This window comes from Amycolatopsis sp. CB00013 (assembly GCF_001905755.1).
Taxonomy (GTDB): Bacteria; Actinomycetota; Actinomycetes; order Mycobacteriales; family Pseudonocardiaceae; genus Amycolatopsis; species Amycolatopsis japonica.
Genome location: NZ_LIWC01000008.1, coordinates 57,296 through 76,893, shown reverse-complemented (window position 1 = coordinate 76,893; position 19,598 = coordinate 57,296). Strand labels below are relative to the sequence as shown.

17 protein-coding genes are annotated in these 19,598 nt (G+C 69.4%); 8 read left to right on the top strand and 9 right to left on the bottom strand.

What is annotated here, in order from left to right:
• The first annotated feature begins 131 nt into the window (after nucleotides 1–131).
• The 3 genes from AMK34_RS40000 (at nucleotide 132) to AMK34_RS39990 (ending at nucleotide 4,438) form a co-directional block, all read left to right on the top strand.
• Complete coding sequence (locus tag AMK34_RS40000) at nucleotides 132–1,295, top strand: S8 family peptidase (RefSeq protein WP_038509979.1); 1,164 nt, start codon at nucleotides 132–134, stop codon at nucleotides 1,293–1,295.
• Nucleotides 1,295–2,842, top strand: a complete 1,548-nt coding sequence (locus AMK34_RS39995; protein WP_038509980.1) for a S8 family serine peptidase — start codon at nucleotides 1,295–1,297, stop codon at nucleotides 2,840–2,842. Before AMK34_RS40000 ends, AMK34_RS39995 begins: the two co-directional genes overlap by 1 nt.
• A 72-nt stretch (nucleotides 2,843–2,914) precedes the next feature.
• A complete protein-coding gene (locus AMK34_RS39990) occupies nucleotides 2,915–4,438 on the top strand; it encodes a phytoene desaturase family protein (RefSeq protein ID WP_073849026.1) in 1,524 nt (507 codons plus the stop codon).
• A gap of 60 nt (nucleotides 4,439–4,498) precedes the next feature.
• Here the strand turns inward: AMK34_RS39990 and AMK34_RS39985 are convergent, their stop codons facing one another.
• On the bottom strand, nucleotides 4,499–5,950 hold the full coding sequence (locus tag AMK34_RS39985) for a trypsin-like serine protease (RefSeq protein WP_073849025.1): 1,452 nt from the start codon (nucleotides 5,948–5,950) through the stop codon (nucleotides 4,499–4,501).
• Nucleotides 5,951–6,037: 87 nt separating this feature from the next.
• The gene (yaaA, locus tag AMK34_RS39980; RefSeq protein WP_073849177.1) at nucleotides 6,038–6,793 is read right to left on the bottom strand and encodes a peroxide stress protein YaaA; all 756 of its coding nucleotides are present in this window, start codon (nucleotides 6,791–6,793) and stop codon (nucleotides 6,038–6,040) included.
• Between the two features lie 59 nt (nucleotides 6,794–6,852).
• Between yaaA and AMK34_RS39975 the strand changes: the two genes are divergently transcribed.
• Together AMK34_RS39975 and AMK34_RS39970 are read left to right on the top strand one after the other, a co-directional pair.
• The gene (locus AMK34_RS39975) at nucleotides 6,853–7,821 is read left to right on the top strand and encodes a GNAT family N-acetyltransferase (RefSeq protein WP_073849024.1); all 969 of its coding nucleotides are present in this window, start codon (nucleotides 6,853–6,855) and stop codon (nucleotides 7,819–7,821) included.
• Nucleotides 7,822–7,894: 73 nt separating this feature from the next.
• On the top strand, nucleotides 7,895–8,830 hold the full coding sequence (locus tag AMK34_RS39970) for a hypothetical protein (RefSeq protein WP_038509987.1): 936 nt from the start codon (nucleotides 7,895–7,897) through the stop codon (nucleotides 8,828–8,830).
• Between the two features lie 544 nt (nucleotides 8,831–9,374).
• On the opposite strand, the gene AMK34_RS39965 is transcribed toward AMK34_RS39970, so the two are convergent.
• Both AMK34_RS39965 and AMK34_RS39960 read right to left on the bottom strand, forming a co-directional pair.
• Nucleotides 9,375–10,280, bottom strand: a complete 906-nt coding sequence (locus AMK34_RS39965) for a 2-hydroxyacid dehydrogenase (protein ID WP_073849023.1) — start codon at nucleotides 10,278–10,280, stop codon at nucleotides 9,375–9,377.
• Nucleotides 10,281–10,308: 28 nt separating this feature from the next.
• Nucleotides 10,309–10,665 carry a VOC family protein gene (locus AMK34_RS39960; RefSeq protein WP_038509994.1) on the bottom strand — a complete coding sequence of 119 codons (357 nt, stop codon included), beginning with the start codon at nucleotides 10,663–10,665 and terminating at the stop codon, nucleotides 10,309–10,311.
• Nucleotides 10,666–10,791: 126 nt separating this feature from the next.
• On the opposite strand from AMK34_RS39960, the gene AMK34_RS39955 reads away from it, so the two are divergent.
• Both AMK34_RS39955 and AMK34_RS39950 read left to right on the top strand, forming a co-directional pair.
• Nucleotides 10,792–12,540 carry a proline--tRNA ligase gene (locus tag AMK34_RS39955; protein WP_038509996.1) on the top strand — a complete coding sequence of 583 codons (1,749 nt, stop codon included), beginning with the start codon at nucleotides 10,792–10,794 and terminating at the stop codon, nucleotides 12,538–12,540.
• The gene (locus AMK34_RS39950) at nucleotides 12,540–13,466 is read left to right on the top strand and encodes a hypothetical protein (RefSeq protein WP_073849022.1); all 927 of its coding nucleotides are present in this window, start codon (nucleotides 12,540–12,542) and stop codon (nucleotides 13,464–13,466) included. Before AMK34_RS39955 ends, AMK34_RS39950 begins: the two co-directional genes overlap by 1 nt.
• On the opposite strand, the gene AMK34_RS39945 is transcribed toward AMK34_RS39950, so the two are convergent.
• The 4 genes from AMK34_RS39945 to AMK34_RS39930 form a co-directional block, all read right to left on the bottom strand.
• Nucleotides 13,403–15,577, bottom strand: coding sequence for a bifunctional lysylphosphatidylglycerol flippase/synthetase MprF (locus tag AMK34_RS39945; protein ID WP_143202766.1), 2,175 nt, complete (start codon nucleotides 15,575–15,577; stop codon nucleotides 13,403–13,405). The genes AMK34_RS39950 and AMK34_RS39945 overlap by 64 nt on opposite strands.
• A 71-nt stretch (nucleotides 15,578–15,648) precedes the next feature.
• Nucleotides 15,649–16,500, bottom strand: coding sequence for a hypothetical protein (locus tag AMK34_RS39940; protein ID WP_073849021.1), 852 nt, complete (start codon nucleotides 16,498–16,500; stop codon nucleotides 15,649–15,651).
• Nucleotides 16,497–17,426: a hypothetical protein gene (locus tag AMK34_RS39935; protein WP_073849020.1), complete on the bottom strand. Its 930-nt coding sequence runs from the start codon at nucleotides 17,424–17,426 to the stop codon at nucleotides 16,497–16,499. The genes AMK34_RS39940 and AMK34_RS39935 overlap by 4 nt, the downstream gene beginning before the upstream one ends.
• A 9-nt stretch (nucleotides 17,427–17,435) precedes the next feature.
• On the bottom strand, nucleotides 17,436–18,122 hold the full coding sequence (locus AMK34_RS39930; protein ID WP_083650143.1) for an HAD hydrolase-like protein: 687 nt from the start codon (nucleotides 18,120–18,122) through the stop codon (nucleotides 17,436–17,438).
• 127 nt (nucleotides 18,123–18,249) lie between these two features.
• On the opposite strand from AMK34_RS39930, the gene AMK34_RS39925 reads away from it, so the two are divergent.
• Nucleotides 18,250–19,248 (top strand): hypothetical protein, encoded by a 999-nt coding sequence (locus AMK34_RS39925; RefSeq protein WP_073849019.1) that lies wholly within the window; start codon nucleotides 18,250–18,252, stop codon nucleotides 19,246–19,248.
• Here the strand turns inward: AMK34_RS39925 and AMK34_RS39920 are convergent.
• A complete protein-coding gene (locus tag AMK34_RS39920; protein ID WP_037342383.1) occupies nucleotides 19,186–19,596 on the bottom strand; it encodes a secondary thiamine-phosphate synthase enzyme YjbQ in 411 nt (136 codons plus the stop codon). The genes AMK34_RS39925 and AMK34_RS39920 overlap by 63 nt on opposite strands.
• Nucleotides 19,597–19,598: the final 2 nt, after the last annotated feature.

Here is a 19,598-nt window from a genome sequence, read left to right as displayed (position 1 = left end):
ACGGACCATTGCCTCGCTTGTTCGCGCAGGTCCCGCCACCCGAAAGTGATTCCAGCGTGACTGCACGTCACGGCGCCGGCCTGGACCTCCGCCGGCGCGAACCACCTGTTCGAGTGAACGGAGCTCAGGAAATGCGTGGAGAACTTCGACGTCACCGGATCGCGGGTGCGGTGCTGGCCGGGGCCTGTGCGGCGGCCACGGTGGCCTTCGCCGGACCGGCCACGGCCGCCGAGGGACAGATCCGCGGTGCCGGTGTGCCGGGGGCCGTCACGGACGGGTACATCGTCTCGCTCAAGAGCGGCGACGCCGGCCTCGCGGCCAAATACGGCGGCCAGGTGAAGGCGACCTACACCGCCGCGCTGAACGGCTTCTCGGCGAAGATGACCGAGGCACAGGCCAAACGCCTCGCCGCCGACCCGAACGTCGACTTCGTCCAGCAGGACGCGGTCGCGCACCTGCTCGGCACCCAGACCAACCCGACCTGGGGCCTGGACCGGATCGACCAGAAGAACCTGCCGCTGGACAAGAAGTACACCTACCCGAACACCGGTTCCGGGGCGACGGTCTACGTCCTCGACACCGGGGTCGACTACCGCCAGTCCGAATTCGGCGGCCGCGCGACCAGCGGGTACGACTTCATCGACAACGACAGCGACGCCCGCGACTGCCAGGGACACGGCACGCACGTCGCCGGTACGGTCGGCAGCGCCACCTACGGCGTGGCCAAGGGTGCCAAGATCGTCTCGGTCCGCGTGCTGAACTGCCAGGGCAGCGGCCAGTACTCGCAGATCATCTCCGGGATCGACTGGGTCGTGAAGAACGCGAAGGGCCCGTCGGTGCTCACGATGAGCCTCGGTGGCCCGGCCGACTCCGGCGTGGACTCCGCCGTGCGCCGCGCGGTCGCGGCGGGCATCACGAACACCGTGGCCTCCGGGAATTCCAACACGGACGCCTGCTCCACCAGCCCGGCCCGGGTGCGTGAGGCCATCACCGTCAACGCCACCCAGAGCGACGACCGCCGGTCCTCGTTCTCGAACTACGGCAGCTGCACCGACATCTTCGCGCCGGGCACCAGCATCACCTCCCTGCGCAACGGTGGCGGCACCCAGCAGATGAGCGGTACCTCGATGGCGACGCCGCACGTCGCCGGCGCGGCCGCGATCTACCTGACGTCGAACCCGTCGGCGACCCCCGCCGCCGTGGCCTCCGGTCTCGCGAACGCCGCCACCAACGGCGTCGTGACGAGCCCGGGCTCCGGTTCGACCAACAAGCTGCTGAACGTGGCGGGTCTCTGATGCGCCGCGGCGTGCGGGCCGGTGTGGTGGCCGTCGCGGCCACCGCGCTGGCCGCGCTCGCCGCGGGCAACGCCGTCGCCGCTCCGGCGGAAGGCGTTGTCGTGCAGGCGAATCAGCACTACGGCGACCAGTACATCGTCGTGCTCCACGAGGTCGGCACCATGGCGGTCGAGCAGTCCTCGGCCGCGCTGACCGGCCGCTACGGCGGCGAGGTCCGGTCGGCGTACAAGAACGTGCTCCGCGGGTTCTCCGTCAAGGGCATGTCCGAACAGCAGGCCCGGCGGCTCGCGGCCGATCCGGCGGTCAAGGCGGTCTACCAGGACGGCACCGCGCGTGCCGTCGGCACGCAGACCAACCCGACCTGGGGCCTCGACCGTGTCGACCAGAAGAACCTGCCGCTGGACAAGAGTTTCACCTACCCGAACACGGGCGAGGGCGTCACCGCGTACGACCTCGACACCGGGATCAACCCGGAGAACCCGGAGTACGAGGGGCGCGCGTCCATCGGCAAGGATTTCGTGGGCGGCAACGGAAAGGACTGCAACGGGCACGGCAGTCACACCGCGGGCACCATCGGCAGCAAGACCTACGGCGTGGCCAAGAAGGTCAAGCTGGTCGGGCTGAAGGTGCTGGGCAACGACTGTTCGGGCAACGGCCCGGACTCGGCCATCGTCGACGCGGCCGAATGGCTGACCTCGAACGGCACCAAACCGGCGGTGGCGAACCTGAGCCTGCGGATGGACCAGGTCGGGCTCGGCGACGACGTCATCAAGAAGTCCATCGCGGCGGGCTTCGTCTACGTGGTGGCGGCGGGCAACGAGAACCAGAACGCCTGCAACGTCAGCCCCGCCCGCATCCCCGAGGCGATCACGGTCGGCGCCTCGGACAGCAGTGACAACAAGTCCTCGTTCTCCAACCACAGTTCGTGCGTGGACATCTTCGCCCCTGGCAGCAACATCACGTCGCTGTCCACGTCCAACGGTGGTTCGGCGAACATGAGCGGGACGTCGATGGCCACGCCGCACGTGGCCGGGGCGGCGGCGCTGTACCTCGCCGCGAATTCCGGTGCCACCGCGCAGCAGACGCGGGACGCGCTGGTGAACAACGCCTCCGACGGCGTGCTCAAGGGACTGCCGTCCGGCACGGTCAACAAGCTGCTGAACGTGTCGTTCATCGGCGGCGGTGGCCCCACCCCGACATGCGGGGCCAAATCCAACACGACACCGGTGTCCATTCCGGACGCGGGTGACGCGGTGACCAGTTCGGTGACGCAGGAAGGCTGCGACGGCAAGGCGTCGGCGACGCTGCCGGTCAAGGTCGACATCGCGCACACCTACACCGGTGACCTGGCGATAGACCTGATCGGGCCGAGCGGTGCGGTGTTCGGCCTCAAGCAGGCGGGAGGGATCGGCGAGGCGAGCGGCGTGCACACGTCGTACACGGTGAACGCCTCGTCCGAACCGGCGAACGGGACCTGGAAGCTGCGGGTCCGTGACGTCTACCGGTTCGACAGCGGGACGATCGAAGGCTTCTCCATCACCTTCTGAGTCCTTGCGAACGGCGGTGCGCCGCGGTCACGATGGCCGCGGCGCATTGTCGTTTTCGCTGGGAGGTCTTGGATGGAGTCCTACGATGCCGTGATCGTCGGCGGCGGGCACAACGGCCTGGTGGCGGCGGCCTATCTTGCCAGGGCCGGCCGCTCGGTGCTGGTGCTGGAACGGCGCGACGAGGTCGGCGGGGCGGCGGTCTCCTTCCGGGCGTTCCCCGGCGTCGACGTCCGGCTGTCGCGGTACTCGTATCTGGTGAGCCTGCTGCCCCGCAAGATCATCGCGGAACTCGGGCTCGGACTCGATCTCCGCCGCCGGCGGATGTCGTCGTACACGCCGGTCGGCGACGGCGGTCTCCTTGTCGACACGGGCGACGACGGCCGGACTTCGGCGTCGTTCTCCGCGCTCACCGGGTCCACAAAGGACTTCGAGGCGTGGCAACGGTTCCACGCGATGACGTCCCAGGTCGCGAAACGGACTTTCCCCACCCTGACCGAGCCACTGGTCTCCAGGGAGGAGCTGCGCTCGGGGATCGAGCCGGGGGCGTGGTACGCGCTGTTCGAACGGCCGATCTCGGAAACGCTCACCGGGATGTTCGGCGACGACACCGTCCGCGGCGTCGTCCTGACCGACGCGCTGATCGGCACTTTCGCCGGGGCCGGTGATTTCCGGCAGAACCTCTGTCTGCTCTACCACGTGATCGGCAACGAGACCGGCGACTGGGACGTGCCGGTGGGCGGGATGGGCGCGGTGACCGGGGCGCTCGCGTCGGCCGCGTCTTCCGCCGGGGCTCGGCTGGTGACCGGCGCCGAGGTGCTGTCGATCGACCCGGGTGGCTCAGTGCGCTATCGGCTCGGTGACGACGAGTTCGTGGTGCGTGGCGGCCACGTACTGGCGAACGTCGCGCCGCGGACGCTCGCGCGGCTGCTGGGGGAGGAGTCGCCGGAGGCGCCGGAAGGCGCGCAGCTCAAGGTGAACATGGTGCTCTCACGGCTGCCGCGGCTGCGCGATTCGAGTGTCGATCCGCGAGAGGCGTTCGGCGGGACGTTCCATGTCAACGAGGGCTACGAGCAGCTGGCGGCGGCCTACGCCGAGGCCGCCGCGGGCCGTATCCCGTCGCTGCCGCCGTGCGAGATCTACTGCCATTCGCTGACCGACCCGTCGATTCTCGGCCCGGCGGAACAGGCCGCCGGGGTGCAGACGCTGACGTTGTTCGGGCTGCACATGCCCGCCCGGCTGTTCGAGGGCCGCAACGATGCCGCACGCGACGAGGCTTTGCGAGCGACCTTGTCCTCTTTGGACAGTGTGCTGGCCGAGCCCATCGAGGACTGTGTGCTGCGCGCGCCGGGCGGCCGGTTGTGCGTCGAGGCGAAGACGCCGCTGGATCTCGAAGCCGAACTGGGGCTGCCCGCGGGACACATCTTCCATCGGGATCTTTCGTGGCCTTATGCCGCGGATGCCGATCAGGTGGGTCGCTGGGGTGTGGAGACCGCGCATGAGCGGGTGCTGGTGTGCGGCGCCGGGGCCGTGCGGGGCGGCGGGGTCTCGGGTATCCCCGGGCACAACGCGGCCATGGCGGTGCTGGCCCGATCCTGAACGTCATGAAAGGGTCGTTCAGGACGAAATATGTCCTGAACGACCCTTTCATGACACTCGCTACTGGACGGTGAGGGTGTACGTGGCGGTGGCGCTCTTGCCCGCCGAGTCCGTCGCGGTGACGGTCACCGGATACGTGCCGCGTTGGAAGGGTGCGACCACCTGCATGGTCGAACTGCCGCCGCTCGAGATCGTCTTCGGGTTGAAGAACGGGGCGAACGGCAGTCCTTGCCCGGACGCCGACAGCGTGATCGTGCCCGTGCCGCCGGTGGCGGAAACCGTGACGTTGCTGAAGAAACCGGGTTGCGCCGTCCCGCTGGCCGGGCTCAAGCCCACCTTGAGGTCGCCGGGCTGCGGTCCGCCTGCGCCGACGGTCAGTGTCAGGTTCGTGGTCGCGGTGTCGGTGGTGCCCTTGCCCGAGATCGTGACCGCGTAATCCTTTTCGGCCGTCCCGGCGGGAACTTCGATACTCACCTTCGCCGACTCACCCGAGGTGATGGACGAGGGCTGGAACGTCGCCGTCGCGCCTTGCGGCAGCCCCGAAGCGCTGAGATCGACCTTCTCCGCGCCGTTCTTGCCCGGCTTGCTGGTCACCGTGGCCGAAACGTACTTGCCCGGCTCGACCTTGAGCGAGGACGGCGTCACCCCGAGCGAGAACGTCTCCGGGTTCTGCGGCTCACCGATCTGCTGCTTGACCCAGTCGCCCATGTCGTTGTTGAGCCTGCCGTAGACGCTGTACCACTTGAAGTCGCTGCGGCTCCACGAAGCGACGCCGACGATCTTGCCGTCCACCACGAGCGGCCCACCGCTGTCGCCCGGCAGGATGGTGACGTGGCCGTCGCTGTAGCCGCTGCAGATCATCGTGGCTTCCTTGAAGCCGGCACCGACACCGTTGCAGTTGCTGCCCTGCACGATCGGCAGGGTGAACTTGTGCAGTTCGACGTTGCGGGTGTCGTCGTTGAAGTCCTTCTTGCCGTAGCCGAGACCCAGACCGGACTTGCCCGGCTTGTTCAAGTCCGTGTCGGCCGACGTCGCGACCTTCGCGTACTGGCCGCCGGGCACCGGGATGTCGGCGTCCGTGGTGACCACCGCGACGTCGTAACCCTGGTCGAAGTTGACGTACTTCGGGTGCTTTTCATAACTGACGACGCCGATCCGCGTTCCGCCACCGGCGTTCAGGTCGTCGAGCCCGTAGAGGAAGGACTTCTCACCGGCCGCGTCCTTGCAGTGCGCGGCGATCAGGATCTTGCGCGGCGCGACGACCGACCCGGTGCAGGTCTGCCCCTGCGGTCGCGTCCCGCCTTCGCGCAGGCCCGCGATGATGAACGGATAGTCCGTGACCGAGGCCGGCGTGCCGCCGATGGAGTTCGTATGCGGTCCGGAGGGGACGACCGCTTGGTCCGTCGGGGTGACCGCGGGCAGGTCCGCGGCGGCCGCCGGCGCGGGCAGGAGGACCGAGAGGCAGCCGAGGGTGGCCGTGGCGATCCCCAGTAGCCGTTTTCTTCTGTTCACGGTGGTTCCTTTCCAGGTGGCTGGAAATCACTTTCCGCATCCGCGCCTGGTGGAACAACCGAGGAAGAAGCCCGTAGGGGTACGGAACTAATGCGGCCCGTCGCCGGTCAACAGCTCGATACTGTGGTCACCGGTGCGTTCGACGTCGAGGCCCGCCTTCGACAGCACTCGCATCAACTGCTCCACAGTGGACGGTTCGCTCCGGGACTTCACCAGCTCCGCGGCCAGTCGTCCCTTGTACGCCTTGTTGAAGTGACTCACCGTGGTCCGGTTGCCCTTCGCGTCCTCGGTCACGACGCGGACGGTCACCGCGTCCGGGCGGAGCTTCGCCAGCGCCGAGTAGGGGCCGGAACGCAGGTCGACGACGAGACCCTCGATGCCCTGGAGCACCGGTTCGAGCACCGGCTTCCACACGCTGCGGACGGTCCCCAGCGCCGGGAGCGCGTTGCCGCCGGAAAGCCGGTACGCGGGGATCGGGTCGGTCGCCGCGACCACCCCGAACAATGCCGAAGCCACCGCGAGGCGCTTCTCGGCCTTCGCCAGCGTCGCCTTGGTGAAGGACTTCACGTCGAGCGCGTCGTAGAGGACCCCGGTGTAGCGGCGCAGCCCGGGCATCGTGGGCGAGGTCCACAGCTCCGCGTTGCGGGCGACCTCGTCGGTCTGCCGCGGCGTGATGCCGAGCGCGGCGACACTGGCCGGGACGTCGTCCGCCAGTTCGACCAGCGCGTCGGCCAGCTTCGCGCGGGCCGGGTTCAGGTCCGGGAACGACAGCGCGCCGAGGTCCAGCGGGCCGCCGGTGCCACCGGTGGCCTTGGTTTCGGAAGGGGGGAGCAGCACGAGCACCACGGAAGCGTAACTAAATGGAGTGCGTCACCCCGAGGCGCGGGCTTAGCCTCGTCCGCATGAGCCTGACCTGGCGCCCGCTGACCATGGACGACATGCCGCGACTGGCCGAGACCTTCGCCGAGGCGGAGCGTGTCGAGCCGATCGAGGAGCACTACAGCGCGGAGGATCTCGCCGAAGAGATCGGTACGCCGACCGTCGACCTGCCGACCGCGTCCACGAGCGCTTGGGACGGCGACACGCTGGTCGCCTACGGTCTGCTCCGCAAGCGTGACGCGGCGGATCCGGTGCACATGATGCGGGTCGAGACGCTCGTCCATCCCGCTTATCGCGACGAAGCGATCGCCGCGCACCTCACCGGGTGGTTCGAGGAAGCGGGCAAGAAGCTCCACGCGAAGTCCCATCCGGACGTGCCGCTGGAACTGCACGGCGCGGCCAACACCAAGCAACGCTGGCTCTCCGAGGTACTCGTGGGCGCCGGGTTCGGGCACGTCCGCTGGTTCGTCGACATGCGGGCCGATCTCGGCTCGATCCCGCCGGCGAAGCCGCTGCCGGAAGAGTTCCCGCTCGTCGCGTACGAGGAGAAGTACGAGGCCCTCACGCTGCGGTCCCGCAACGAGACCTTCGCGGATCACTGGGGGAGCACCGAGCAGTCGCCGGAAGCGTGGCGGCATCTGGTGGTCGGCGCGAAGGACTTCCAGCCGGACCTGTCGTTCCTGCTGCTGAGCCCGGAGCGGGACAGGGTGGTCGCGATGGTGCTGAGCGCGTTCTTCGCCTCCGACGAGGCCGCCACAGGGGTGAAGGAGCTGTACGTCAGCCACGTCGCGACCGACGCGAGCCTTCGCGGGCGAGGGATCGCGGGCGCGCTGCTCGGGCACACGCTCGTCCAGGCCAAGGCCAAGGGTTTCCAGCGGGCTTCGCTCAACGTCGACCAGGACAACAGTCACCGTGCTCTCGGGGTTTACGAGCGTGTCGGGTTCAGCGAGTTCCAGCGCTGGGCCGGGTATGTGAAACCTGTTCCGACCTGACCGGTTGTCACCCGAAAGGGTGGATTTCGGTACAGTCGATCTTCTCGGAGAGATCGCTGGGGGTGGTAGGGCGTTGCCGGTTTCCGCACGCCTCGGCTGGCACGACCTCCCCTCGGCGACGCGTGACGCCGTCGAGCGCGAGCTCGGGTCGATGGTCCGTCGTTCGTTGTGGCAGACCCCGGAATTCGACGGCGGTGTCTCGGCGCGGCTCGAACTCGAACGCGGTCATCGCTGGGTCTTCCTGAAGGCGATCCCGGCGGGCAGCCCGCGCGCGGGCGGCTACCGGACGGAGGCCGCCATCGCGCGACGGCTTCCCCCGGAGGCGCCCACGCCGAAGCTATTGTCCTTTGTGGACGGTGAATGGCTGGTGCTCGCGTTCGCCGACTTCGACGGCACCAGGCCGAACCTGCGCCCGGGATCGCCGGACCTCTCGGCGGTGCTGGCCACCTTCGGCGCGCTCGGGCGCACGCTCACGCCGTGCCCGCTGCCCGACGTGCCGGACGCGCTCGACGATCTCGGCCCGCTCCTGCGCGGCTGGCACGAACTCGCGAAGGAGCGCCCCGACGACCTCGACGCGTGGGCCGTCCGCAACCTCGACCGGCTCGTCCAGCTGGAGACGTCGTGGCATCCCTGGTCGGCCGGGGACACGTTGCTGCACAACGACATCCAGCCCGAATACCTGGTACGGACCGGGCCGGGCCGGGTGCTCGTCACCAACTGGCGCTACCCGGCGAGGGGCGCGGGCTGGCTCGATCTGGTCGCGCTCGTGCCGTACCTGCTCGACGCCGGGCACGAACCCGCCGACGTCGACCGGCTGCTCCGGCGCCGCCCCGTGCTGGCCGGCGTCCCGGTCTGGGCGGTCACCGCTTTCGGCGTCGCACTGGCCGGGCACGCCGAACGCGCTTGCCGGTTACCGGAACCGCCCGCGACGACGGGGGTGCGCGCGGCGCAACGCCGCCTCGCGGGGGCGATGCGGGAGTGGCTCGCTTACCGGACCCACTGGCAGTAGCCGCCCGGCTCGTGAGTGGTGAGGACGGTTCTGGTGAACCTGTATTTGCTCACCCATCCGGGCTTGACGCCCTCCTGCTGCCGTGGCGGAGCCGACGTCGGCGAGTGGGGAGGATCGGGGACGTCCAGTGTCCGGAATCTTCCCCGCTCGGCATGACCTTGATCAACGGAGGATTTGGGACACTCAACGTCCCGATTCCTCCATCGTCGGCACATGGGAACGCCGAGACCCGCGCGACCCTCGACATTCGCCCTCCTCAGGAGTGGATGAACAAATACCGACCCGCTCTAACCATCCTTAACACTCACGAGAGGTGGCGAAGGTGGCGTGGTCGTCAGCTGGGCTGAAGGGAGCTTTCGCTGCGTCCGATGCGGTGAAAGGCCCCTTCGCGTCTTGTTGGTGGCGCTCTGTCCGCCTAACCACTCCAGATTTGGCGAGGCATCGGGGCACCGATCACGTTGCGAAAGCCACTTTCGCAACCTTCAACGTTGCGAAAGTGGCTTTCGCAACGCCTCGGTCGCGGCGGCGGCACCGCGGGGCGGAACTAGCCCCTCACGAGGTTCAGCGGCTCTTCCCCGGCGACGTACCGGCGCAACTGCTCGGCGACCAGCCGTTTCGCGCGCGGGTAGAACGACGCCGACCCGCCCGCGATATGCGGAGTGATGATCACGCCCGGCGAACTCCACAGCGGATGCCCGGCGGGCAGCGGTTCCGGATCGACGACGTCCAGCGCGGCGCGCAACCGCCCGGAGACGGTCTCGGCCGTGAGCGCGCCGGTGTCGATCGCCGAGCCACGGCCGACGTTCACCACCAGGGCGTCGTCCGGCAGCGCGGCGAGCTCCGCCGCGCCGAACAGGCCCATGGTCGCGGGCGTCTCGGGCAGGATCAGGACCACGATGTCGGCGGACGGAAGCAGTTCGGACAGTTCGCCGACGCCGTGCACCCGCTCCGCGGGCCGGGCGGTGCTCGCCACCCTGGTCACGATCGCCTCGGCCGCGACCAGCTGCCGCTCGATGGCCTGGCCGATCGAGCCGTACCCGACCAGCAGCACCCGGCTGTCGGCCAGGGAGCGCGTGTGCTCGCGCTCCCACGACGCCGTCGCCTGCTGCGCGAACCACCGCGGCAGATCCCGCTGCGAAGCGTGGATCAGCGCCAGCGCGTGCTCGGCCACGCTGAGGTCGTGCAGGCCGCGGCCATTGGCCAGCTTCACTCCCGCCGGCACCAGCGGGATCAGCTTCTCCACCCCGGCCGACAACGACTGCACGAGCTTCAGCGAAGGAAGCCGGTCGATCAGCTTCATCGGCTCGGTGCCGGTGTCGTACGGCAGCACGTAGACCTCGACGTCATCGAGGCCCGAGTCCGGCAGAGGGCCCACGCCGTCGTAGAGCCGCGCGCTCAGCCCTTCGGGCAGCTCGATGTCGGACCAGGGCAGGATGGCTCGCTCCGTCATACCGCCATTCTGACCACCGTGACCTCCGTCAGCCCTCGTGGGTCGCGACGCAGAATTCGTTGCCGACGGGATCGGCCAGCACCGTCCAGGCGAAACCCGGCATCTCGTGCTCGTCCAGCTTCTTCGCGCCCAGTCCGATCAGACGCTCCACCTCCTTCTCCATGTCTTCGGTCCCGAAGTCCACGTGGACCCGGTTCTTGCCCACCCGCTCCTCCGGCACGCGCTGGAAGGCGAACACCGGCCCGTTCTCCTTCTTGGCGTGCAGGATCAGGAACTCGCCGCCGTGGTCCTGATCCACCTCGACCTCCAGCGCCTTCGTCCAGAACGCCGCGAGCCCGCGCGGATCCGCGCAGTCGATCGTGATCATGCCCAGTTCGATACCCATGGCGGCACGCTAGCGGCGCCCACCGACAAAACCGGGCACCCGCGATAACCGGTTGAACCGGCCCGGGGCGGGGTGACTACGCTGCGCAGAACGTCTAAGCACGTAATTCCAGCGAGGAGCCCAGAAGTGATCACCAGGATGTCGTCGTTGTTCCTTCGCACCCTGCGTGAGGATCCGGCGGACGCCGAGGTACCGAGCCACCGGCTCCTGGTACGCGCCGGCTACGTCCGCCGGGTGGCCCCGGGTGGCTATTCCTGGCTGCCGCTGGGCCTGCGGGTGCTGCGCCGGATCGAGAACGTCGTCCGCGACGAGATGAACGCGATCGGCGCGCAGGAGATCCAGTTCCCCGCGCTGCTGCCGAAGGAGCCTTACGAGGCCACCGGCCGTTGGACCGAGTACGGCGACGCCCTGTTCCGCCTCAAGGACCGCAAGGGCGCGGACTACCTCCTCGGCCCGACGCACGAAGAGCTCTTCGCGCTCACCGTGAAGGGTGAATACAACTCGTACAAGGACTACCCGGTCGTCCTGTACCAAATCCAGACGAAGTACCGCGACGAGGCACGCCCTCGCGCCGGAATCCTGCGCGGCCGCGAGTTCGTCATGAAGGACTCCTACTCCTTCGACCTCGACGACGAGGGTCTGAGCAAGTCGTACGAGCTGCACCGCCAGGCCTACACCAAGCTGTTCGACCGCCTCGGCATCGAGTACGTCGTCGTGAAGGCGACCTCCGGCGCGATGGGCGGCTCGGCCTCCGAGGAGTTCCTCGCCGTCGCCGAGACGGGTGAGGACACCTACGTCCGCAGCACCGAATCGGGTTACGCGGCCAACGTCGAAGCGGTCACCACGCCCGCTCCCGAGGCGAAGCCGATCGAGGGCCTGCCCGAGGCGAAGGTCCACCACACGCCGGACACCCCGACCATCGAGTCCCTGGTCGCGTTTTTGAACAACGCCGACCTCGGCCGCACCTTCACCGCCGCGGACACGCTCAAGAACGTCCTGGTGAAGACCCGCCAGCCGGGCGCGAAGGAGTGGGAGCTGCTGGCCATCGGCCTCCCCGGCGACCGCGAGGTCGACACGAAGCGCCTCGAAGCGTCGCTCGAACCCGCCGAGTTCGAGCTGCTCGAAGAGGCCGACTTCGCGAAGAACCCCTTCCTCGTCAAGGGCTACATCGGCCCGAAGGCGTTGAAGGACAACGGAGTCCGCTACCTTCTCGACCCGCGCGTCGTCGACGGCACCGCCTGGGTCACCGGCGCCGACGAGCGCGATCACCACGTGGTCGACCTGGTCGCGGGCCGCGACTTCACCGGTGACGGCACGATCGAGGCCGCCGAGGTCCGCGAGGGCGACGCGTCGCCCGACGGCAAGGGCACCCTGGTCGCCGCGCGCGGTATCGAGATCGGGCACATCTTCCAGCTGGGCCGCAAGTACGCGGACGCGTTCGAACTCGACGCGCTGGGCCCGGACTCCAAGCCCATCCGCATCACCATGGGTTCGTACGGCGTCGGCGTCTCGCGGCTGGTCGGCGTGCTCGCCGAGCAGAACCACGACGACCTCGGCATCGTCTGGCCGCGCGAGGTGTCGCCGTTCGACGTGCACGTCGTCATCGCGGGCAAGGACGAGACGGTCGCCGCGGGTGCCGAGAAGCTCGCCGCCGAACTGGACGCCGCCGGGATCGAGGTCGTCCTCGACGACCGCAAGGCCACGCCGGGCGTGAAGTTCGCGGACGCCGAACTCGTCGGTGTGCCGACGATCCTCGTCGTCGGGCGTGGCCTGGCGAACGGTGTCGTCGAGGTCAAGGACCGCCGCACCGGCGACCGCGAGGAGATCGCCGTCGACGCGGTCGTCGAGCACTTGGTCAAGCTCGTCCGTTCGTAATGTTCGGCAAGAAGCGCGGGGATTCCCCGGGCTACGAGGACAACGCGGCGCTGGACGGGTTCGGGGGCTATCAGCCCTCGGACTCGTCCGGCTACACGCCCGCTCCCGAGAGCCCGGCCCCTGAGCCGGAGCCGGAGAAGCCCGCGAAGCAGCCGATGTCGCGGAGCGGGCGAAGGGCCATGTACGGCTTCTTCGCGACGCTCGGCGTCATCGCGGTCGCCGCGCTCGCGAACAACGGTGACAGGTCGTCGGAGAGCAGCGCGCCCACGCCCCGGGCACCGATCGTCTACACGCCTTCGCCTCGGGTCGTCGCGCCGCCGGTGACCGAAGGCTGGCAGTCGGTGGCCGGCAAGGACGGCGTCTACGCCTACGACGTCCCGCCGAACTGGACGCCGAAACCCGGCACGATCCACGGCTGGGAGAAGGGCACCCAGGTCCCGGGCATCACCATGGTCGCCAGCGCCTTCGTCGGGGAAGGCTATTGCCCGCAAGAGAAGCGAAGCAGGCTCGGCGGCAGCGGGGTGGCGAACATCAAGCTCGCCGACTCCGCCGCCGCGGCGAAGAAGGCGGTCGACGACCTCGCCGTCAGCGCCTACAACCCCGAAAACGGCCCGCTGACGGCCAAGATCACCGCGGAACCGCCCCAGACCACCGAGTTCACGCTCGGTACCGGCAAGAAGGTCCCCGCGAGCATCGTCCTCGCGGAGGTCGTCACCCCGCCGGGAGCGTGCGGCGCGCATCGCGCCTTGGTCGGCGTGATCGCGCCCCAGCTGGGCGAAGCCTCGGCGGCCCTGGCCGTCTATTCGGGCCAGGACGCGCCGGGCGGAGCGGATCGCGAGCTGATCCTGAAGATCCTCAAGACCTACCGCGGTGTCCCGGAAGCCGACCGCAAGACCATCACGCCGCCGCCTTCCACACTGCGCTGAGGCTTCTTACCCGACCGCGCGAGCTTCGCCAGCCGCAGCAGCCCGGTGTTCGGCAGGTAGGCCCGGCCGAGCGCGATCCCGATCCGCGGCAGATCCGCCTCGTCGCGGAAGGCGAGGTACAGCGGCACGTGACGCGGCTGGAACTTCGCCTTGAACGCGTGCAGCGAACGGAAACCGTAGAACGGCTCCATCATCGTGCCGAGCGCGTCGAGCACCCGCTCGACGGCGTGCGCGGGTTCGCCGGAGCTCGCCAGGGGAGCGCCGGACAGCGAAACGAACTTCGCGCCTTCTTCGCGGAAGGCCAGGCAAGACGACGCGATCAGGAACTCCATCGACGGACGGAACCCGTCGGCGCGTTTGCGCATGACGTCGAGAGTCCAGCCGCCGATCGCGCCCGCGCCGGTGTACACCGGCAGCCACGACGTCACGCCGTGGACCACGCCGTCGGCGTCCACCGCGAGCCCCACGCGGGTCTCGGGATCCATCGCCTCGTCGACACCGCCGAGGGTGAAGCCCATTTCCGGCATGCCCTTGTCGCCGATCCACTCCTCGGAGATCGCGCGGACCTGCGAGATCACCGCGCGCGGCTGGTCGGCGAGCCGGACGAGCCGGAACTCGATGCCGTCCTTCTTGGCGCGGTTGAGCGCGGTCCGCACGTCCTGCCAGCGTTTGCCGCGGAATTCCAGCGTGTCCAGTTCGATCAGGGTGTCCTCGGCGACCTGGACCTGCTTCCAGCCGAGTTCCCCGGTTTTGGCGATGGTGTCGCCGGTGGCGGAGAAGAGGCACGGTACGAGGCCGGTGTTCTCGCACATCGTGATGAACTCGGCGATCGTCCGGTCGGCGGCGCCGTCCGGGGCGATCGGGTCGCCGAGGGCGATGGCCACTCCGGCGTGGCGCCGGTAGGCGAGGTAGGACTTGCCGTCCGCGGCCACGAAGTACGAGTTCTGCGGCCAGGTCGTCATCCACGAAAGCGTGCTTCCGCCGTGACGGCTGAGCAGGGTGCGGGCCAGCGCGGGGTTGCCCATCCGGCCGAGACGGCGGCGCTTCCGCCGCGACGGCACGCGGAAAGCGCCGCGCGAGGAGACCAGCAGCGCGAATTCGACCGTCCACAGCAGGTTGTCCACGAAGAACAGCGGCGGATCCATCAGGTCGGCGTCCTCGCCGAAGATCTCCGCGAGCGTGAGCACCCCGCCGTAGACCATCACCTGCAGGATGACGAACGAGGTCAGGACCATCGCGCACCACCAGGCGACCTGGCTGCCCTTGCGCAGGCCGTTCATGATCGGCACCACGATCAGGCACAGGACGACGACTTCCCAGGTGGACAGCGAAAGCTCTTCGGACGAACCGAAGGGACCGTTGCCCGGTACGAAGGACATCACCAGTTCGGCGACCGTCAGGACCAGCAGGCCGGCCATCACGTAGAACCGCCACTCGCGCAGGCTCGGTCGCCGTTCGCGCGAGGATTCCTTGGCACCGACGAACTTCCGCCCGAACGGCAGCGCGAGGACGAGGGCGAAGAAGTGCACGAGATCGGCGAGTGTGCCGACGAAGATGATCGCGACCCCGGCGTAGACGCAGAGCCCGGCGCGCAGGCGCAGCCGCCACGGCGGGCGCAGGGTGGCGCTGGCGACCGCGACCGCGGCGAGCGCGCCGCCGGAGAATCCGACGTCGAGACTGCCCGCGACGCGTTCCGCCCATTCCCAGCCGGAATTGCGGCTCAGCGCCAGGAACTGGACCGCGACCAGCACGCTGACGAACTGGCCGCCGATGGCGACGGCCATCGCCCGGCGCGTGCCGAGGCGCCATTCGGCGAATCCGGCGAACAACGCGAAGCTGAGCACCATCGGCAGGTAGTACAGCGGGACGACCGCGAACAGCGGTCCGGTGAACAAGGTCCACCACCGGCCTGCTTCGAGCGACGGCAGCCCATACGCGATGTACGGATACACCGCGCGGTCCTCGGCGGCCGACCAGAGCGCGCCCGTGGCCAAGGCGAGCGCGAGCATGGTCAGCGTGACGAGGCTGGTGAAAGGCAGCCGGTGCCTCAGCACCGTGGCGATCTTGTGCGTCCGGCCCGGCGCGGCCGTCCCGCTTCCCCCTTTTGGCATGGAACTCAAATTAAGGGCGGGAGGTGCCCGGACACATCCGGCACGGGACCCATATTTCCCTTAGGGGAGTGCTACTCGCGACGGATGCTCTCACCCATCTTGAGGACGACACCGCTGGCTATCGCACCGGGGATCTCCTGGTCCGCCAGTACCAGAAGGACGTGGTAGCGGCCGGATCCGGGCAGTGCGCGCAGCGGGAGGGCGATCGCGGTGATCGCGACGGAGGGCGCCGGGCACGGTCCGTCCGGGGCGGGGACGACGGTGGTGGTCACGGCGGTGGCGGTGGTCCCGCCGTCCAGGACGGGCACCGGCCCGGCCTTGCCGATCTCCGTCTTCGGGCCGTGTCCGTACGCCGCTTCGGCCCAGCGGATCGTCGTTTCCTCGGCCGCCTGGGCGAGTCCGCCGACCTCGCCCTCGTCGATCGTGGTGAACCCCGCCATCGCGCGGGCCGAGAGATCGGAGCCGGGGCAGAAAGCGCGCCGGTAGCGCGCGACACCCTGCAGGGTGACGAGGTCACCGGACGGGGTCTCGTAGCCGATGGCGACGTCGGGCTCTTCGAGTTTCCAGTCCGGCGGGACGTCGTAGACGAGCGGGTGATCGTCGGACAGCACCGGCTGCCAGCCCGCGATCACGGGCTCGATGCGGGTGGCGGGCACCGGATCGGGCAGGACGAGATCGTGGGCGGATGGCGGCGGGGGCGCGGTCTTGGCCTGATAGGTGGCCGTCGTGCCGACGGCGAGGACGAGGATCAGCCCCAGGATCCCCAGCGTCGGCCTGAGGCGCGGGCGACGGCGCGAGGGGACGGTGTCCCGGACGACCGGGAGCGGCCTCGTCCGTTCGGCTTCGGTTTCGAGCGGTTGCCCGGTGAGCGGATCGACGAACCACTGCCGAGGTTCGTCGATGCGCCCACCGGGGCCGGTCATTGCTGAGGCCTCAGACTCGCGAGGATCTTCTGGGCGTCCGCCTCGGTCAGCGCGTCCGGGGTGCCCTGGTCCATGGCCATGACGAAGCAGATGGTCTGGTCGCCGGATTTGAACGCGGCCGAGGTGACCTTCACGCTCGGGGCGCGGCATTCCTCGGTTTCGGCCGGGGTGAACGTCCCGGTCGAGCTGACCGCCTGGATCGAGCCGCCCGCGATCGATACCTGCGTGATGTCGGGCAGCGGGACGTCGGGCTTGCCGGTGGCGGCCTGGGTCCAGAGCCGGACGGCGCCACGGGCGGCGTTCTCGACCGGGATCTGGTCCGCGGTGGCGAAGCCGACGACACCGCGGTTCGAACCGCGGACCTCCGGGCAGGCGCCGAGTTTGTACGTCGACGCCTCGTGGATGACCATCTTGAATTCGCCCTCGTTGTAGCCGACGATCTGGCCCGGCTCGGTCTCCCAGCCCGACGCGGGCAGGTCGTAGGCGGCTTTGTCCTTGACCGACAGGATCCCCTGCCAGCCGGGCGTCGTCGAGGGCACTTTGTTGTCCTTCGGGGCACCGCTGCTCGAAGACGGCGGTTTCGTCGCCGAGGACGACGGCGGCGGCGCGGGCGCGGAGGAGGACGGCGGTGCCGCCTGGGGCTGCGGCTCGTCGCCGTCGCGCAGGACGAAGAAGAGCGTGGCACCGACGGCGATGACCAGCACGAGCGCGCCGAGGCCGATCCATAGGCCCTTCTTGCCGCCCTTCGGCGGCTCCGGCGCGAAACCCTGGTACGACTGCTGCGGGAACTGCTGGAAGCCCTGTTGCTGGTAACTCTGGTACTGCTGCTGGGGATCCTGCGGGTATCCCTGCTGCGGGGGGTACTGCTGATAGGGCTGCTGCGGTTGCTGCTCCGGCCAGCCGTTGCCGCCGCCTGGGTATGCCATGGACCGAGCTTAGTTGGCGCCCCCGAGCACGGCCGCACGTACCGCTACCAGGTCGGACAGGTCGCCGAGCACGGTGTGCGCGCCCGCGTCGGCCAGTTCCTCCGCGCTGAACTGCCCGGTCGCCACGGCCACCGCGACGGCGCCGTTGTCGAGCGCGGCACGGACGTCGTCCGGGGTGTCGCCGATGACGACGACCGACTCGGGCGCGAACTCGGTGCCGTGTTTCGCCGAAGCGTGGCCGACGGCGGCGGGCACCAGATCGGGCCGGTGCGCCGAGAGCGAGCCGTAGCCGCCGATCTCGAAGTCGACGTGCTCGTGCAGCTCGAACGCGGTCAGCTTGTGCACCGAGATCTCCGGCAGATTCCCGGTGACCAGTGTCTGGACGATGCCGCCGTGCGTGGCGAAGGCGTTCAGCGCCTCTTTGGCGCCGGGGAGCGCCCTGCCGCTCGAAGACAGGGTCGGGGCGTGGCTTTCGGAGACCGCGATCAGCGCGAGCCACAGCTTGCGCACGTTCTCCTCGGTGGGCTCGACGCCGTGCGACGTCAGGATGTCCGCGCTGATGGCGCGTTCGGTGCGGCCGCCGAAATTCGGCAAGGCCCGCAGTTCGACGCCGGCGACCTCGGCGAGCGCGGTCGTGTACCAGGCGGCGCCCACGCCGCGCAGGTCCACGAGGGTCTGGTCGATGTCCCACAGCACGAGCCGATGCGGAGTAGTCACGCGATCGACGGTACCGGTGAGCTTATTCAACGTCTGTTGACTTCTCGGCGGCCGAGGCTTACCTTGGCAGCTAATTCAACAAGTGACGAATAAATGGAGGACGGTCATGTCGAACCGTCGCCCCGCCGGGGCCTTCGCCTTACTAGCCGCGGTGGCCGGTGCGCTGGTCGCCGCCGTACTCGGCTTCCTCACCTTCGGCGCGCAGGCGACCGTCGCGCCCGACGGTCTGCCTCTCGCCGTGGCAGCGCCTCCGGGACCGCTCCAAGCGGCCGCGAACGGGATCGCCTCCCATGGCGGAGGGCAGGTCTCGTGGCGGGTGACCTCACCCGAGGAAGGCCGGAAACTGCTGACGGACAAGGAGGTCTACGGCGTTCTCGAACTTCCGTCGACGGTCGTGCTCTCCGGGGCGGTGAACCCGTCCGGGACGCAGATCGCGCAGCAGGCGCTGACGGGCGCCGCGCAGGCGCTCGGCGGGACGCCGAAGGTCGAAACACTGCATCCGGCGAGCGCGGCGGGCCGGGTCGCCCCGCTCGCGCTGAGCGCGCTGGCGTGGGTCGGCTGCCTGATCGCGGGCGCCGTGCTGGTCCTGGCCGGACGGCGGATCGGCCGGGACGCGGGAGCCGCCGCGCGCCTCACCCAGATCGTTTCGGCGGGTGTGCTGGTCACCGCCGTGCTGGCCGGTTTCCTGAAACTGTGGGACTCCGCGCTCCCGCTCGGCTGGGACGTCCTCGGCTTCCTTTTCCTGGCAGCCACCGGATTCGCCGCCCTGCAGACCGGACTGCTGAGGCTGCTGGGCGTGCGGGCGATGGCGATCCTCGGCCCGCTGTACCTGGTCGCGCCCGCCGTCGCGGGTCAGGTGCCGGAACTGCTGAACCCCGCGTATCGCGCGGTGCTGTGGTCGTGGACGCCGTTCCGGTTCTCGGCGGAAGGGCTCCGGAGCCTCCTGCAGGGCGTGCCCGGCGCGCCGGACGTCGCGACCGGGGTGTGGGTGCTCGCCGGACTGCTCGTGGTGGGACTGGTGCTCGCGCTGTGGCCGGGCCGGTCAGCCCTCCAGAAGGCTGAAGCGGACGCGCCGGACCGGGTTGTCGAGGTTGGTGTCCACTAGGCAGACCGACTGCCAGGTGCCCAGCGTCATCACCCCGCCGATCACGGGGATCGTCGCGAACGGCGGCAGCAGCGCGGGCAGGACGTGGTCACGGCCGTGACCGGGACTGCCGTGCTGGTGCCGCCAGCGGCCGTCGCGGGGGAGCAGCTCGTCGAGCGCCGTAAGCAGGTCTTCGTCGCTGCCGGCGCCGGTCTCGAGGATCGCCAGCCCGGACGTCGCGTGCGGGACGAAGACGTGCAGGATCCCGTCCTCGGCGTCCGCGTCGCGCAGGAAGGCCTCGGCGTCCTTGGTCAGGTCGTGCACCACGGCCACGCTGCCGGTGCGCACCTCGATCTCCGTGGAGTACATGC

What these genes read in the sequence shown, in the direction of transcription:
- AMK34_RS40000 (WP_038509979.1), top strand. Translation starts at nt 132, where the DNA reads ATGCGTGGAGAACTTCGACGTCACCGGATCGCGGGTGCGGTGCTGGCC.
- AMK34_RS39995 (WP_038509980.1), top strand. Translation starts at nt 1,295, where the DNA reads ATGCGCCGCGGCGTGCGGGCCGGTGTGGTGGCCGTCGCGGCCACCGCG.
- AMK34_RS39990 (WP_073849026.1), top strand. Translation starts at nt 2,915, where the DNA reads ATGGAGTCCTACGATGCCGTGATCGTCGGCGGCGGGCACAACGGCCTG.
- AMK34_RS39975 (WP_073849024.1), top strand. Translation starts at nt 6,853, where the DNA reads ATGAGCCTGACCTGGCGCCCGCTGACCATGGACGACATGCCGCGACTG.
- AMK34_RS39965 (WP_073849023.1), bottom strand. Translation starts at nt 10,280, where the DNA reads ATGACGGAGCGAGCCATCCTGCCCTGGTCCGACATCGAGCTGCCCGAA.
- AMK34_RS39960 (WP_038509994.1), bottom strand. Translation starts at nt 10,665, where the DNA reads ATGGGTATCGAACTGGGCATGATCACGATCGACTGCGCGGATCCGCGC.
- AMK34_RS39950 (WP_073849022.1), top strand. Translation starts at nt 12,540, where the DNA reads ATGTTCGGCAAGAAGCGCGGGGATTCCCCGGGCTACGAGGACAACGCG.
- AMK34_RS39945 (WP_143202766.1), bottom strand. Translation starts at nt 15,577, where the DNA reads ATGCCAAAAGGGGGAAGCGGGACGGCCGCGCCGGGCCGGACGCACAAG.
- AMK34_RS39940 (WP_073849021.1), bottom strand. Translation starts at nt 16,500, where the DNA reads ATGACCGGCCCCGGTGGGCGCATCGACGAACCTCGGCAGTGGTTCGTC.
- AMK34_RS39935 (WP_073849020.1), bottom strand. Translation starts at nt 17,426, where the DNA reads ATGGCATACCCAGGCGGCGGCAACGGCTGGCCGGAGCAGCAACCGCAG.
- AMK34_RS39925 (WP_073849019.1), top strand. Translation starts at nt 18,250, where the DNA reads ATGTCGAACCGTCGCCCCGCCGGGGCCTTCGCCTTACTAGCCGCGGTG.
- AMK34_RS39920 (WP_037342383.1), bottom strand. Translation starts at nt 19,596, where the DNA reads ATGTACTCCACGGAGATCGAGGTGCGCACCGGCAGCGTGGCCGTGGTG.